The sequence below is a fragment of the Faecalimicrobium sp. JNUCC 81 genome, from assembly GCF_053667625.1.
Map to the genome: position 1 here is coordinate 2,157,839 of NZ_CM132203.1, position 15,598 is coordinate 2,173,436.

The 15,598-nt window shown below is 28.2% G+C and carries 14 protein-coding genes; 1 reads left to right on the top strand and 13 read right to left on the bottom strand.

Features of this window, described 5'->3' with window-relative positions; genetic code table 11:
• Positions 1–138: 138 nt before the first annotated feature.
• The 12 genes from JNUCC81_RS10675 to JNUCC81_RS10730 form a co-directional block, all read right to left on the bottom strand.
• Positions 139–1,332, bottom strand: coding sequence for a phosphoribosyltransferase family protein (locus JNUCC81_RS10675; RefSeq protein WP_454093456.1), 1,194 nt, complete (start codon positions 1,330–1,332; stop codon positions 139–141).
• Positions 1,313–2,389 carry an HpcH/HpaI aldolase/citrate lyase family protein gene (locus JNUCC81_RS10680; protein ID WP_454093457.1) on the bottom strand — a complete coding sequence of 359 codons (1,077 nt, stop codon included), beginning with the start codon at positions 2,387–2,389 and terminating at the stop codon, positions 1,313–1,315. The genes JNUCC81_RS10675 and JNUCC81_RS10680 overlap by 20 nt, the downstream gene beginning before the upstream one ends.
• A 59-nt stretch (positions 2,390–2,448) precedes the next feature.
• Positions 2,449–3,582, bottom strand: a complete 1,134-nt coding sequence (locus JNUCC81_RS10685; protein WP_454093458.1) for a toxic anion resistance protein — start codon at positions 3,580–3,582, stop codon at positions 2,449–2,451.
• Positions 3,573–5,144: a YceG family protein gene (locus tag JNUCC81_RS10690; protein WP_454093459.1), complete on the bottom strand. Its 1,572-nt coding sequence runs from the start codon at positions 5,142–5,144 to the stop codon at positions 3,573–3,575. Before JNUCC81_RS10690 ends, JNUCC81_RS10685 begins: the two co-directional genes overlap by 10 nt.
• Before the next feature lie 89 nt (positions 5,145–5,233).
• On the bottom strand, positions 5,234–8,011 hold the full coding sequence (locus JNUCC81_RS10695) for a calcium-translocating P-type ATPase, PMCA-type (protein WP_454093460.1): 2,778 nt from the start codon (positions 8,009–8,011) through the stop codon (positions 5,234–5,236).
• Between the two features lie 2 nt (positions 8,012–8,013).
• Positions 8,014–8,643 (bottom strand): TerD family protein, encoded by a 630-nt coding sequence (locus JNUCC81_RS10700; RefSeq protein WP_454093461.1) that lies wholly within the window; start codon positions 8,641–8,643, stop codon positions 8,014–8,016.
• Between the two features lie 19 nt (positions 8,644–8,662).
• The gene (locus JNUCC81_RS10705) at positions 8,663–9,241 is read right to left on the bottom strand and encodes a TerD family protein (RefSeq protein WP_454093462.1); all 579 of its coding nucleotides are present in this window, start codon (positions 9,239–9,241) and stop codon (positions 8,663–8,665) included.
• A 30-nt stretch (positions 9,242–9,271) separates the two neighbouring features.
• Positions 9,272–9,850 carry a TerD family protein gene (locus tag JNUCC81_RS10710; protein ID WP_208331753.1) on the bottom strand — a complete coding sequence of 193 codons (579 nt, stop codon included), beginning with the start codon at positions 9,848–9,850 and terminating at the stop codon, positions 9,272–9,274.
• 292 nt (positions 9,851–10,142) lie between these two features.
• Positions 10,143–11,483, bottom strand: a complete 1,341-nt coding sequence (locus JNUCC81_RS10715; RefSeq protein ID WP_454093463.1) for a uracil-xanthine permease family protein — start codon at positions 11,481–11,483, stop codon at positions 10,143–10,145.
• 277 nt (positions 11,484–11,760) lie between these two features.
• Positions 11,761–12,987 carry an MFS transporter gene (locus tag JNUCC81_RS10720; protein WP_454093464.1) on the bottom strand — a complete coding sequence of 409 codons (1,227 nt, stop codon included), beginning with the start codon at positions 12,985–12,987 and terminating at the stop codon, positions 11,761–11,763.
• A gap of 227 nt (positions 12,988–13,214) precedes the next feature.
• On the bottom strand, positions 13,215–13,367 hold the full coding sequence (locus tag JNUCC81_RS10725) for a hypothetical protein (RefSeq protein WP_454093465.1): 153 nt from the start codon (positions 13,365–13,367) through the stop codon (positions 13,215–13,217).
• A 25-nt stretch (positions 13,368–13,392) separates the two neighbouring features.
• Positions 13,393–13,557: a hypothetical protein gene (locus JNUCC81_RS10730; RefSeq protein ID WP_154658894.1), complete on the bottom strand. Its 165-nt coding sequence runs from the start codon at positions 13,555–13,557 to the stop codon at positions 13,393–13,395.
• A 246-nt stretch (positions 13,558–13,803) separates the two neighbouring features.
• On the opposite strand from JNUCC81_RS10730, the gene JNUCC81_RS10735 reads away from it, so the two are divergent.
• Positions 13,804–14,328, top strand: coding sequence for a hypothetical protein (locus JNUCC81_RS10735; RefSeq protein ID WP_454093466.1), 525 nt, complete (start codon positions 13,804–13,806; stop codon positions 14,326–14,328).
• A gap of 65 nt (positions 14,329–14,393) precedes the next feature.
• Here the strand turns inward: JNUCC81_RS10735 and JNUCC81_RS10740 are convergent, their stop codons facing one another.
• On the bottom strand, positions 14,394–15,452 hold the full coding sequence (locus JNUCC81_RS10740) for a lysylphosphatidylglycerol synthase transmembrane domain-containing protein (RefSeq protein WP_454093467.1): 1,059 nt from the start codon (positions 15,450–15,452) through the stop codon (positions 14,394–14,396).
• Positions 15,453–15,598 lie beyond the last annotated feature (146 nt).

The window sequence follows — 15,598 nt, forward strand, 5'->3', positions numbered from 1 at the left end:
AATCTCCTCCAAATAAAAAATTCGCTTCGCTTAAGCCACTGCGTGGGCGCTACACTTCATGTCGCCAACGTCTGTTCGGCAAGCTCACATCCCGTTGCTCAATCCTAGCGTATAAAAATACCTTAATACTAAAAAATGTTATACAGACGAGCAACTAACTATATTTAACTTATTTATAGAAGTATGTTTAAAAGTATTAATAATATCATTAAACTCATTTTCATCTTTCTTTGACTCAACAAATAAGAAACACTCTGAATAATTTTTCTTATCTAAATTATAAACATAGTTTTTTATCCCTTTATTATAAAAACTTTCAATCTCGAACTTAGAATTTATAGGATATTCATCTTTTTCTATCTCAATAATAGGGCTTCTAGTAGTAGAGTGATAATATACTCTACCTTTGCTCTCCTTTGCAAATAGCATTGGTATATACATAAACTCTTCAGTACCTAAATACAGTACATCAGAGTTTTTATTTTCTATTTTTAATTTGTAACTTTCTCTCTTAACAACTTGTACAAGCTTTTCTTGCTCTTTTTTATTTATACCAAATCTTCCAGTGTACTTAATATATTTATTATCATTAATATAAGCATCCATATCTAAATTAATAAAGTTCACTTTTATTTCTCTATTAATATCTTTAAGCTCTGTATCCTCATTTAAAACAGGAATGCTATCAATTACAAAATCAAATTTTCCCTTAAATAAGTAAACAAAATCAATCTTGCAATCTAGTTCTTCTTCAACACACTTAATTCTTTCAATATTTACATCATCTACCCAGTTAAGTATTGAACATATAGTATATCTTTTCTTAGGATACATGCTTTGTATCTTTCTAATAATGTTTACACATGTTTTAGCAGTAGTTATTTCATCATCAACTAAAAATACTTCATCTCCATTTTTTAATGTCTCTAGATTTTCAAAATACAAATTATGGTCTGTTGCATGAGAATGTTCTTCTAAAAACTCTAAGCTTTTATAACCATCAACTATTTCCCTTGTTGTATGTATAAATTCATAATCACCTTCTAAATAATTAAACACACTATGACCTATAGCTGTTCCAGTTTCAGCAAATGATATTACCGTACCATTATTTCCATTTATATTTTTCTTTTTATAAGCTTTTACTATTAACCTACCTGCACCATCCATATCATCAGCCTTACAAGCAAGATGCTTACCTAACACCTTAGACACAAATAAAAACCTTCTTTTAGGATTATTTCTTACAGCGATTTCTAAATAATCCTCAATGTTTAAGTCTAGTGGATTATCTGTTATATTTATGTCACAATTAAATTTTAAACAACTCATCGTATTCTACCCCTTCATTTAATACTCCATATATTTGTGATAATATCATTATTTTTTTAGCCCATAATAAATGAGGATTTATTTCATTCATTCTTCCACCACAAGCACCTTTGTTAACTCCAAACTTTCCACCTACACTACTTAATATTGTTTCAGCATCAATGTAATCTTCATACTTTACGGTACACAAAGCTTGTACTAGTGGAATTTGATTTGGATGTATAACAGTTTTTCCTACAAGTCCGTGAAATTTATCTAATAATATTTCCTTTAAATATTTATTTTTTATTTCTTCATTTTCCATATCAAATAATTCAGACACTCCCCCGCTTATTGGGATATCTAGTTCATCTCTATTTAAATAATTTATTACATCTGTTATAAATGATGAACAAATTAAATTATCATATATAGAAAAATACTTGCTTCTTCTTATACTATACATTCCAAGTATATCGGTTACACCTATCCTTATATTTAAAATTCTTTCTTTATGATTAAGAAGGGTATTATATAATTTCTTAAAACTTTTTTCCTTAGTCTCATTGTATATAAATTCCCTACTTTCTATTATTGGAATTACATATAGACTTTTAATATTAGTTGAATCTAATACTTCTATACAACCTTCAACTAAGTTTGCATTTGCCTTTGGAATTAATATACCTGTTAGTACTTCTTTATTTTCTACAATAATATCCTTAATTTTAATTAACTGTTCAACATTTCTTATTCTAATAAATATTAATGGTGTAGTCTTAAATCCTCTTATTTTATTACTACTTAAGTTTTCTAATATTAATTTAAGATTATATATAGCTTCTTTTTCCCCATTTATCCCAATAGCGTCTTCAAGACATATAGCTAAAGGTCTTACACCTCTTACTTGCCCTGTAATACTTTTGTAAATCATGTTATACTGTGTAGCTGGAACATATAAAAAAGCCCCTAGAGCATATTTTAATATGTCAACTTCAGTGTTATTGTCAAACTCAATAGGCTTTTTAAAAAAGATTTTATCTATTTCGTTTTTATTTATATAATCAAAATATCTCAATTTGTCCTCCCCATAGTAAAATTAAAGGACTAACTTAATAAAATTAGCCCTTTATCTTACTATTTGTTATAAATTATAGCTGTATTTAAACTTTCTAATCTCTTTGTATTATCCTTTATTGCATCTCTATTAGTAGATTCTATTCTCATAGTCTCATCTATTCCAGTTTTTATAGTATTGTACATTTTTTCTAATGTTTCTATTTGAACCGAACTAGAACCCGCCATTTTTGCTATTTGAGCACTTTGTGTAGACACATTTTGCGCATTCCTAAGTAAAAGTTCATTAGTTTTATCATCAAGAGCCTTCAAAGATTTAGCTTGTAATTCTTGTTTTTTAAGTAATATTGCTTGAGATAAGCATTGCTTAAATACAGGAAGAGTTACTACAAATGCACTATTAATCTTTCTTACTAGCCCAAAATTATTGTGTTGCATTCCTTTAAGCATTGGTATTGTTTGTATAGCAATATTTTCTGCTATTTTTAAATCATATACTCTTTGATTTAACATATCATAAATTTTTAATAAATCTTGATATTCTACCATATCCATCTGATCTGTACTAGTCTCAGCCTTATTCTTAAAATGTGGAAGTATTTCATTTTCCATCTCCTCAAGGGCCATTTCACCTGCTACGATATACTTTTGTAATTCATTGTAAAAATCAAAGTTTTCACTTATCATGGCACCTATTTGCTTGTTAGATATATTAATATCTCTTTCATACTTTTCAAGCTCTATTTGAACTTTTTCAACTTCTCCACCAAGAGTATCATATTTTTGGAACATTAATTCTATAGCATTATTAGCTTTTTTAAATATTTTTTGTATGAGAGTAGGTTCTTTAGCTTCTTGGAAATCATCTAAGTCAAATTTATCCATAATTTTAGTTAATTGTACAAGCATTTTAGAGTTTTCTTCATTTCTATTCATTTTAATAGTATTAAGTAAGCTATCTGAAACTCTTGCAATACCTTCTGATGCAGCACGGCCAAATTGAAGTATAGTATCAGGATTATCTACTTCAATAAGAGAAGTAAGTGCTTCAACTTCTCTATCTTTTCTAAGTTCAATTTTTTTATTGTTTGTATATTCGACTATATCAAAGTTTTCTTGATTTGCCTGTAAATTATTATCTACAACCTCTACTATATTTTTATCTTTTGAAAGTCCACTCATGCTTATCCCCATTTAAATCCGCTCCTTTTTGAAAATAATTTCTTAAATAATGATTCATCTTCTTGTAGTGAAGATAATTTAAAGTCGTAAACCATTTTATCAAGTCTGTGTATATCTACAAGCTGATTATTTATTACATTTTCAATACAGTTTTCTCCACCAGGAGTAAGTATAACTATATCAAAACCAATCTTACTAAGTAACATCATTAAAAACACAATTTCTTTGTAAAAAACTAAGCTTTTTCCTAAATAAATAATTAGCTTAGGATTTAAAAGAGAATAATCAAAGTTATTTATCATATGGACAAATCTTCTATTCATATATAAAACTGAGTACATACCTTTTATTCTATCTTCTCGATTTAACCCATCTAGAAACATTTCACTCATTATGACTTCTTCAATTTTATCTAAAATCATATTTTGATGATTTACATTTAGCGTCGATATAGAATAATTTTTATCATCTAATATTGCTTTTTTATCTATTTTACCTTCTGAGTTAAGTACAAAAGATAAACTAAAAGCTTCTTTGGTAAATTCTTTTGTGAAGTTATTTATATTACCATCATACTCAATGAAAAATGCTTCATCACAACCTTTTAATAAATTAATAAAGTTAGTATATTCTTTTGTATCATTATAGACACCATTAATTTTCGAAAAAAATACTGGTGCTTGGACTATATTTTTATCAAAGTTAAATCCCGGTCTTAGCTTTAATGGTTGTTTCCAATAAATAGATATTTCATCAATCGTAGAACTCAGAAGTAAACTCTTTATAGACCTATCTTGTAGTTGCCAAGGTTTTATAAAGCCAGAGTCATTTAATAGCTCATCGCTTATTCTCTTAGAAGCTTCAGCTCCTATTGTAAAGGCTTTTTTTATTGACGATTTTTCAACCTTTTCACCAAGTTCTACTCTTTCTTCAAAGCTTAATATATTATCTATTATTGTATTGTTTATAAACTCTACATTATATTTTTCTTTTTTTAAGATATCTATATTACTATCACTATTAGGATTCAGATATAAAACATCAAATCCAGCTAAATTTAATATTAGTAATAGATAAATTTCATGTTTTTTTATTTCTCCATAAAAAATAATTTTTGGAGCTTCAGATTTATTTATATTAAGCTTACCTATATATATTTTTATCCAAGCCATAATTTTCACAATAAAATTTTGCTTAATTCTATCATTGGTAAACTCATGATTTTCTTCTTTTAAAATAAAATCAAATGCTTTTTTTATTCTATTGTTTATTTCTTTATCATTTACAATACTTATATTTAGATCAAATATACTTCCCCTATAATTTGATAAGCTATTTTTAAAGTGATTTATCATATCAAAATCACTAGGATTAGCAAGACTTTGTGAAAATAAAACAATATCCATTCTTTCATCTATAAAAGAATTTGCTTTAAAAATTTCTAAATTATATAAATCTTCACTTACTACTCCAATATTAGCAATAAAGTAACTTGTATATCCTTTTGAAGGTGTATAGTTTCCTCTATCAGATTGGCTGGAGAATATTTTTTCAAATACTACTGAATCACTCATTTATCCTCCCAAATTTAACCCTATATATTTTTTAGGGATGCCTCAAAATATTCCCTATTTTGAGACCTCCCCATTGATTTAAAATTATTTTATCCTTCTTGTTTAGATAATTCTAATTCTCTTTCCTTGTCTTTACGAGAGAATGTTCTTATTATTAATTTAACTATTTCATTTACTATAACTACACTTGATGCTACTAGTAATACTTTTATCCATAGTGTAACTTCTAGAGGCACTGAGTTAAAGAAATCTTTAAATACTTGTGTAAATATTATTTGAGCTATACCTGTTATAGCTATAATCTTTAACGCTAAAGTATTTTTAAAGAAGTTTGGTATTATACTATCAGCATTAAATTCTCTACAGTTAAATGAATTAAATAATGCACTGAATGCAAATAAGGCAAACATTACTGTTTCTTGTTGATCTGGTGCTGCATTTAATACATTAAATGTAGATTGTATCATTAAGATAGCTGTAATAAATAATGCATTTAATCCTATAGTAAATGTCATAGACTTAGAGATTATATTTGCATTTCTATTTACTGGCTTTCTATTTAATACGTGATTTCTAACTGGCTCTAGACCTAATGCTAATGCTGGTGGCCCATCCATTATTATGTTTACCCATAATAATTGTATTGTTGTAAATGGCATTTCTTGACCCATAACTTGAGATATTATGGCAACTAAGAATGCTATTACATTTACCGTTAATTGGAATTGAACGAATCTTTGGAAGTTATCATATATTCCTCTACCCCATTGTATTCCTTTTACTATTGTTGAGAAACTATCATCAGTTAAGATAATATCTGCTGCGTTTTTAGATACTTCTGTACCAGATATACCCATCGCTATACCAACATCAGCTTTTGATAATGCTGGAGCATCATTGATACCGTCTCCTGTAACTGCAACTACTTCACCATCAGTTTGAAGAGCTTGTACTATTCTCATCTTACTATCTGGCTTACTTCTAGCAACTATTGATATAGTTTGAATTTCTTTTCTTAATTCTTCATCTGTTAATGTATCAATAAAAGATGCCTCAACAGCTCTCATGTTATTTTTCAGTAATCCTAGTTCTTCTCCTATAGCTCTAGCTGTATTTATATTATCTCCTGTAAGCATTTTTACAGAAACACCAGCTTTATTTGCAATAGATACTGACTCTATAACATCAGGTCTTAGTGGGTCTCTTATTCCAACAAATCCACTAAATACTAAGTTATTTTCTTCAGCATCAATATCAATAGCTTCTGCTTCAATTGTTAAAGCGGCTTCACTTTCTTCACCACTTAATGAAATCTCTTTATAAGCAAATCCTAAAGTTCTCATTGATTTAACTTGTAACTTTTCAATTTCAGATAGTATTTCATTTTTAATTGAATCTGTTATAGGAACTATGCCATCAGATTTTTGTACATGTGAGCAAAGTTCAAGAAGTACTTCTGGTGCACCTTTTGATAAAAGTACGTATTCATTATTTTTCTCTATTACAGAAGTCATTCTCTTAGTATTAGAAGTAAATTGATTTTGAGCAACTATATTTGATTCTTTTCTTATAGATCTATAATCTATTTCTTTATTGTAAAGTAATAATGCGCACTCTGTTGCGCTACCTAAATATTTAACTTCACCATCATGATGTTCTATATCCGCTGTAGAGTTTATCATACAATTTTCTTTAAAATAACTATTTGTATTTCCTACACTATCTTCTAGGTATCTACCATCTATATATGCAACTTCTACGGTCATTCTATTTTGCGTTAATGTACCAGTTTTATCTGAACATATAACAGATACAGAACCTATAGTTTCACAAGCTTCTTTTTTAGTTACTAAAGCATTAATTTTAGCCATTTTTTGCATTGTTATAGCTAAAGTCATGTTTATCATAGTTGGAAGCCCTTCTGGCACTGCCGCAACTATTAATGCAACACACACTGTAAATGCTGTTTTTGCCGGTCCTATAGAGTTTAAGAATGGCATAATACCAGACATATCTAAGTTTAAAACATTCTTACTTACCATTTGAAAAATCATAAATAAAAATAATAATCCAGCTATTGCTGAAGATATCTTAGCTATAGTTCCACCAAGCTTCCCAAGCTTTGCTTGAAGAGGAGTTTCTTCGTCTGATCCTGTTAAGTGCCCAGCTATTTCCCCCATTTCTGTACTATCACCTATTGAAGTTACTACCATAGTACCTCTACCATAAGCTACCAATGTTCCACCAAATACCATATTTATTTGCTTAGCTGGTATTGGCTCTTGTACTATAAGCTTACCTTTAGATTCTACTTCTTCCATAGGTATTATGATGTCTGCTTTTTTAGATACATCATCAGACTCACCTGTTAACATATCTTCTCTTACTTTTAGATTTATGCATTCTATAAGTCTACCATCTGCTGGAACCATATCTCCCGTTTCAATATAAACTATATCTCCTGGGACTAATTCATTTTTAGATACTTGATGAACTTCTCCATCTCTTAGTACCTTTACTTCTATATTTTCAGTTAGTTTAGATAAAGCATCTGCTGCTTTTTTAGATTTACCTTCAGTAACCATACCTATACCTATACCTACTGCTATGGCACACACTATACCGATTGCATCATGTGTTTCTCCTATTACTGCACTTATAACAGCTGCTGCTATTAATATAAGTATCATAGGTTCACTTAGGTTCTCTTTTAAATCATCCCAAAAGCTTCCTTCTTCTCTTGGAGTAAATTCATTTAATCCATATTTCTCTCTTCTAGCCTTTACTTCACTACTTGAAAGACCTTTTTCATTATCAACGCCTAAGTTTTTTAAGACGTCTTCTTGATCTACATTATAATACTTCATTTTTATACCCCATATGCACATTCTATTCTGGCTAAGTTTTGTGTTATATCCTTAAGGCCAGTATCATTACTTCCTTGACCTATAGCTGAGAATTTCCATGTATCATTGTGCCTATATATAGTTCCAACTATAAGAGAAGTCTTCTCTGAATAATCATCAGTTAAATTGTATTTTGCGATTTCTTTTCTATTATCTTGATCTATCACCCTAATATATGCATTTTTTATCATACCAAAATGTTGCTTTCTAGACACACAGCTATATATATTTACTACAAACAATAATTTATGTACAGTAGAAGGCACCTTATCTAAATTAACTAGTATTTGTTCATCATCTCCATCTCCATCTCCAGTTAAGTTGTCACCTGTATGTATTACTGATTTACAAACACTTTGTAGATTTCCAAAATAAACCAAATCTTTTGAACTATGCATTTGTCCTTTTTCATTTAACATAAATACTGATGCATCACAATCTATATTTGATCCTGCTCCACCAAGTAATGATTTTAATAATCCTCCTCCGCTTTGTGCTACTGGATCCCAACCTAATCCTACTATTATAGAGCTTAGACCTGGATTAGATTTTTTTAAATCTATTTTTTGTCCTTTTTGTAAGCTTATTGACATAATAATCTCCCCCTAATTGTTAAACACTTAATCCATAATTTTTACAAAGAGCTTCTAATCCACCTTCAAATCCAGCTCCTACCGCACTAAATTTCCACTCTCCATTATATCTATATATTTCGCATACAGTTATTGCAGTTTCTATACTAAATTCTTCTCCAAGGTCATATCTTAATACTTCTTGTTCATTGTCAGCATTTAATACTCTAACATAAGAGTTATTTACTTGACCAAAGTTTTGTCTTCTATCTGAAGCTTCATAAATAGTAACAGTTACAGCTATCTTTTCTATATGATTTGGTATTTTGTCTAATGACACTAATATTTCTTCATCATCTCCATCACCTTCACCAGTTCTATTGTCACCTAAATGCTCAACTGATTCTGATATATGTTTTAAGTTATTGTAGAATATAAAGTCTTCATCTCTTTCAACTCTTCCTGATTTACCTACCATAAATACGCTAACATCTAAATCGTAGTCATATCCACTATCAAATGAATTAGTGTCCCATCCTAGTCCTAGTTTAAGATTTTTTAGTCCTGGATTCCCCTTTGTTAAGTCTATTTTTTGACCTTTTTTTAAAGTTATAGCCATAATAATTTCTCCTATATATAATTTATAATCTTATATGTTTATACCAAAGTTGTTACATAAAGCAGCTAGTCCACCTTCAAATCCAGATCCTAATGCATTAAATTTCCATTCTCCATTATGTCTGTATATTTCAGCTACTACTACTGCAGTTTCTATACTAAAGTCTTCCCCTAATTCGAAGTTAATTAATTCTTCATTTTTGTCAACATCTACTACCCTTATATATGAGTTGCTTACTTGACCAAAATTTTGCCTTCTTTCTTGAGCTTCATGTATCGTTACTGTAAAAGCAACTTTGCTTATATTGCTTGGTATTAATGATAAATCAACTTGTATTTGCTCATCATCACCATCTCCTGCTCCAGTTCTATTATCACCTAAATGTTTTACAGACCCTGAAGTATGACTTGCATTATTATAGAATACGAAGTCTAAATCACTAATAACTTTTCCATTTTCTCCTATTAAAAATGCAGCTGTATCTAAATCAAAATCAAATCCACCATCATACTTGTTAGTGTCCCAACCAAGTCCTATTAATACATGCTTTAATCCAGGATTTCCCTTTGTTAAATCTACTTTTTGACCTTTAGCTAATGTTATGCCCATAATTTACATCACCCCTTGAAATTCTTTTTATTTTAAAATCTTTTTATTTTAACTTAATTATATTATAACATGATTTATTTCTTTTTTTTATTCCTTTTTTTTCTAACCTTTAACAATCTTCTTACTATTTATTTTTTAAATATAAAAAGTTTCTTATATAATAAATTTCCCACCTTTTTAAGAGGCAATATCCTCCTTCAAAATTATGTGATTTTTAACCTGTATTTGATTTATTTAGTTATTTTTGTAATAAAAAAATCCTTTCAATTTTAATGAAAGGATTTTATATATATTAAACTATTTGAGTTTCTAGATTTCCACTTTCTTCTATGTTTTTGTCTTCCTTTGGTAGCACTATATTTAGCACAACTGCTATAAGTGCTACAAGTACTAATCCTGAATCTCCAAATATAAGTTGTATTGACTCTGGCATACTAGCTAAAGCATCTGGTACAAATGAAAGTCCAACTCCCATTCCTATAGCTAAAGCTACTATTGTACTATTTCTATTATTTAATGGTTCACTTGTTATTAACTTTATACCACTTACTGCTATCATAGCAAACATCATTATACTGGCTCCACCTAATACACTTGATGGCATTATAGATATTACAGCCCCTAGTTGTGGGAATATTCCTGCTAGTATTAAAAATAGCGCGCCTAATGCTATAACATTTCTATTTATAACTTTTGTAAGAGCTATTAATCCTACATTTTGACCAAAAGATGTATTTGGTAATATACTAAACATTGCCGCTATCATACTTCCAAGTCCATCTGCCATTATTCCACCTGAAACTTCTTTATCAGTTGCTTCACGTCCTACTCCATCGTATGCTATAGCTGTTATATGACCAACTGTTTCAACAGATGAAACCAAGTACATACATACCATTGCTACTATTGCGTCTATATGAAACTCCATCCCAAATTTAAATGGTGTTGGAATAGATAACATTGATATTGTTGATAATTGAGAAAAATCTACTTTTCCCATTGGTATTGCTATTATGTATCCTACTATAAGTCCTATAAGTATTGACGCTAAGCTTGTTATACCTTTTGTATATTGATTAAAAAATAATACAGTTAATAAAACTACTGTTCCTAAGAATAAATTTGAAGGTGAACCAAAATCTGGTGCCCCAACTCCACCTGCAAAGTATTTTATACCAGTTGGAAGTAGTGATATCCCCATTGCTAAAACCACAGTTCCAGATACTACTGGTGGGAAGAATTTTCTTAATTTTTTCATTCCATTTCCAAGAATTATTTCTACTAATCCACCTATTAAACATGCCCCAAGTACTGCTTCATATCCATATTTAGATCCTATTGCTGTTGCTACTGGTAAAAATCCAAAACTTGTTCCCATTACTATTGGAAGTCTTGCTCCAAATGGTCCTAGCTTATAACATTGAATTAATGTTGCTATACCTGATACAAACATTGCACATTGAACTAAAGCTGTTTTATCTGCTAAGTTCATATTAAGAGCGCCTGATATTATTATAAGTGGTGTTACATTACCAACAAACATCGCTAGTATATGCTGTATCCCTAACGGTAATGCCTCTTTTAGTCTTGGTTTCCCATCTAGTTGGTAAATAACCGAACTTTTATTTGTCATAAATCCTTTTTCCTCCCCTAAACAAATACTTTTTATTATTTTTTATATTTATTATTCGTATTTATATTTTTATTATAGCATATTAATTTAATATATCAACATTTTTATGAACTTTATTTTAATTTTTAAATATAAAATACGGATTATCCCATATTATATTTATTTAATCATATTAATTATTACATTAAGTTCTATTTTTTTCCAATATAATCAAATATGTCGCTTAAACTAGAAAGTAGCTTATAGTTTATACTAACCATAAGCTACTTTTTTATATTTATTTTCTTTCATATGAGTTATTAATATTATTTAATTTATTTAGGGAAAACATTCCCACAGCACCAATCACAGCTATTATAGTTACAATCATACATGCCATATACATTCCACTTATATCAATAATTTTTCCCATTATCATTGGTCCTGATGCATATCCAGATCCCATTAATATAGGTATTATAGAACTAATTCGTCCTCTATGAGAAGAAGGAGTGTTATTTGCTATAAATGTAGAACTATTTATAGCTATTAATATTTCACCTATAGTTAAAGAAAGTGTTCCTAAGAAAAATAGTGTCATTATTTTTGAATATCCATAAATTAAAAAACATAATCCATAACATAATCCTCCTAAAGACATTATATTTAAAGGATTATACTTTCTAGTTTTACTAGTTAATAAAGGAGTACATGTTATTACAATAACTGCATTAAATGCTCCCAAGAAACCATATAACTTAGCCCCTTCATTTCCAAATAATTCCCCCATTTGTAACGGTAGTGAAAATCCCCACCCCGAATACACGAATTGAAATAAAATCATCATTAATGGAAATAAAATAAGTATTGGTCTTTTTAACATTACTTTAACAGTTGAAACTTTACTATTTTCAAATTCTATTGCTTCCACTTCATTTTCACAAGTTTTATGTTTTGTTTCTTTTACATATTTTATAAATAAGAAAAGAGCTACTAATGTAGTTATAGCATCTCCTATAAATATTAGCGGAAGATAATTTTTATACAAAAAACCACCTAATATAGGCCCAATTGCAAAACCTATATTAGTACCCATATATAATAGTGAGTATGCTTCTTTTCTATTAGACTCATCTGTTAAATCTGCGTTTAATGCATCATAAGCAGGTGAAGATACTGAATAAAAACATGCCGATAATATCATCATTTTTGCTGTTAAAGTGGATATAGGTATAAGTCCACAAACTATAAACATAAGTGCTCCTAAAGTCTGAAAGCCTATTATTACCTTTCTTCGTCCTATACTATCTGCTAACTTTCCTCCTAATATCATACACGGACATTGAAAAACAGCCAACATTGTTATAAATTGACCAGCCTCAAAGGCCGACATTCCTATTCTTTGCGTTAGAATTAATGACATAAGTGGATGTACAAATGCTCCTATTGAGTTTACTATCTTTCCTACAAATAAAATATATATTTCTTTTGGTAGCCCCTTATATGGATTTAGTAAACTTTTCATTTTTATCCCCCCTTTTTATATGGTGTGATTTACTTTATCCTATAAATAATTATATTACTTTTTTCAATTTATAGTTTAAATTTTCAAAATATTACAATAAAAATTCGCTTTGCTCATGTCGCTCAAGTAATTCTCCCACCCTTGGCTAAAACGACCTCTAAATAAGATTCGTTTCTCAAGTTTATATATAAAAAAGGATGAAATATTAAATATCTCATCCTTTTTTATTATTCATTTTCTTTTTTTAAATCTTTTATACTTTCTTCTTTTATGTTTGAATTAGCAATTATTTCATCGATGGAGGAACTACTACTCAATACATCTTTTGCGTATTGCAGGGCGTCTTTATAATGTCCACTTTCCAATCTGTTTTCGCTCATCTAATTCACTCCTTAATATAATTTTTTAACATGGAGGAAATCTTCTTTGTCTAGCTAGTCTATCTCCTAATATATCTGATACTTTTTTATTAGAATAAACTTCTTCTGCGATTTCCATCTTTGTATCATTTTCTTTTAATAATTTTTTTATTTCTTTGTTATTGTCTAATTCTTCTCTTTTAGTTTCCATATTGGTTTCCTTTCTTTATTTGACTATATTCTTAAGGTATCCATATTTGATAGTTTTACTACTATAATATTTTTGTGATTTTTCATATAATTTACTTTGATTCTATTTATTATTATGTAGTATTTTTTAATATTTTAATCTTTAAAATATAATCAATTAATTTAAAGTAAAAACATATATAGGTTGAATAAATTATAATTCACAGGAAAACATATATATATAATTTAGATATAGAAGGAGACAATAATGAAAAAAAGACAAGTATTAATAACTGCAATATTATTATTATCCATTATGATAAATGTAGTACCAATTTTTGCCCAGGAGTCTAATATAACCGTTCCTCCAATGCTTCAAAATGCAAAAGGTAAAGATGAGTTAGTAAGTATTTTTAATGAAATAAAATCTATTAGAGAAAATATTCGTACTATAGACATAAATGCACTTACTATAAAAGATAAATCAACAGAACTAAAAAAACAAATAAACTTTTATATAACACAATTAACAGAAATAGAAACAAAACTTGATACTTTTAATAAAAAATATAGTAATTCTGAACCAGATTTATTATTTTCACAACAGCTTAATATCATAGTAGAAACGTATAAAATGACTTTAGTTCAACAATTAGCTTTAATAAATTCACTTTTAAGTAATGACTATGAAGCTTCTACATTATTTCATTCTAATTATTTAACTTATATATACTATTATCTTAGCATCGGTGACCAAATGGTAGCATATATAGATGTTTATTATAACTTATAATAATATTTTAATTAGATATATTTTGCTAAATAAAAAAGCTAAATCATAAATATGATTTAGCTTTTTTATTTATTATTAGCATATATTTTTTCATTTTTATATTTATTCATATTATGATGGGTATTTATAGTAAATATTCCACCTATTATAACTATCATATAGTATGCAAACCAACTGTATAAAAATACTGAGTATCCAATAATTTCTTTTGGAAACACATTTGCAAATATAGAGAAAAATGCTAGTTCATTAGCTCCAACATTCCCTGGCGTTGGAATTGGAGATACAGCCATATATAAAAAAACTTGTAATGTCATTACATGCCAATAAGATAATCCATTTAAATTAAATGCTTTATATATACAGTAAGTTATACTAAAGAATATAGCAAGTTGAATTGCTGTTAAAATTAAGCTTAAAACTAAATTCTTTTTATTTTTCATAAACATCTTAATTGAATAACTATATTCATCAATATACTCATTTATTGTGTCTTTTTTGTTTGATAACTTTTTAAAAAATTTAAATCTAGATAATTTATCTAATATATAACTAGTTATCATTTTTATTTTATTTGGACTAAGTATTATTAATACTCCTCCAACTAACATAACTATATTCATAATCATTCCTGCCGCTACTAAAATCATAATTGACGGCATTTCAGTTTTTAATAAATCTAAATTCACTAATATTAAGTATCCACAATACGCTGTAACTGCAGTCTGAAATACTATTGTTTTATTTGTTATTATAGCTACTGACTTACTTAGGCTTATACCATACTTTGTTAATGCATATATCTGTATTGGTTGGCTGCCTGATGCAAATGGCGTAACTAAATTATAATATAATCCCATTGTCCCTATCTTAAACCCCAAAAATCTAGCCTTAGTCTTTTCTATTGAATTTATTACTAATTGAAGTATATATGCTTCAAATAATATATATATAACTATCAATAAAATTCCAGTTATTATATATTTTATATCGACTACCTTTAAAATATGAGGTATTAGTGTAATGTCTAACGTTGTCGATACTAAGTAAGTTGTAAGACATATTAAGAACAATAAAAATGCATACTGTATAAAAGCTTTTTGCTTCTTTGTTATTTTTCTCATAATCGTTCTCCCAATATTTATTAGCCATTTATACATCATATACCATTTTATAATATCTGTGCAATAGTTTAGACCATTTATAAATATTACATTTTTGAAATAATATTGTATATTTATAAATAAAAACATCACTTTTTTTCTATAAG

Bases quoted from the DNA above. Each gene is read 5' to 3' on its own strand.
- JNUCC81_RS10675 (WP_454093456.1), bottom strand. From the start codon at position 1,332: ATGAGTTGTTTAAAATTTAATTGTGACATAAATATAACAGATAATCCA.
- JNUCC81_RS10685 (WP_454093458.1), bottom strand. From the start codon at position 3,582: ATGGGGATAAGCATGAGTGGACTTTCAAAAGATAAAAATATAGTAGAG.
- JNUCC81_RS10690 (WP_454093459.1), bottom strand. From the start codon at position 5,144: ATGAGTGATTCAGTAGTATTTGAAAAAATATTCTCCAGCCAATCTGAT.
- JNUCC81_RS10695 (WP_454093460.1), bottom strand. From the start codon at position 8,011: ATGAAGTATTATAATGTAGATCAAGAAGACGTCTTAAAAAACTTAGGC.
- JNUCC81_RS10700 (WP_454093461.1), bottom strand. From the start codon at position 8,643: ATGTCAATAAGCTTACAAAAAGGACAAAAAATAGATTTAAAAAAATCT.
- JNUCC81_RS10705 (WP_454093462.1), bottom strand. From the start codon at position 9,241: ATGGCTATAACTTTAAAAAAAGGTCAAAAAATAGACTTAACAAAGGGG.
- JNUCC81_RS10710 (WP_208331753.1), bottom strand. From the start codon at position 9,850: ATGGGCATAACATTAGCTAAAGGTCAAAAAGTAGATTTAACAAAGGGA.
- JNUCC81_RS10715 (WP_454093463.1), bottom strand. From the start codon at position 11,483: ATGACAAATAAAAGTTCGGTTATTTACCAACTAGATGGGAAACCAAGA.
- JNUCC81_RS10720 (WP_454093464.1), bottom strand. From the start codon at position 12,987: ATGAAAAGTTTACTAAATCCATATAAGGGGCTACCAAAAGAAATATAT.
- JNUCC81_RS10725 (WP_454093465.1), bottom strand. From the start codon at position 13,367: ATGAGCGAAAACAGATTGGAAAGTGGACATTATAAAGACGCCCTGCAA.
- JNUCC81_RS10730 (WP_154658894.1), bottom strand. From the start codon at position 13,557: ATGGAAACTAAAAGAGAAGAATTAGACAATAACAAAGAAATAAAAAAA.
- JNUCC81_RS10735 (WP_454093466.1), top strand. From the start codon at position 13,804: ATGAAAAAAAGACAAGTATTAATAACTGCAATATTATTATTATCCATT.
- JNUCC81_RS10740 (WP_454093467.1), bottom strand. From the start codon at position 15,452: ATGAGAAAAATAACAAAGAAGCAAAAAGCTTTTATACAGTATGCATTT.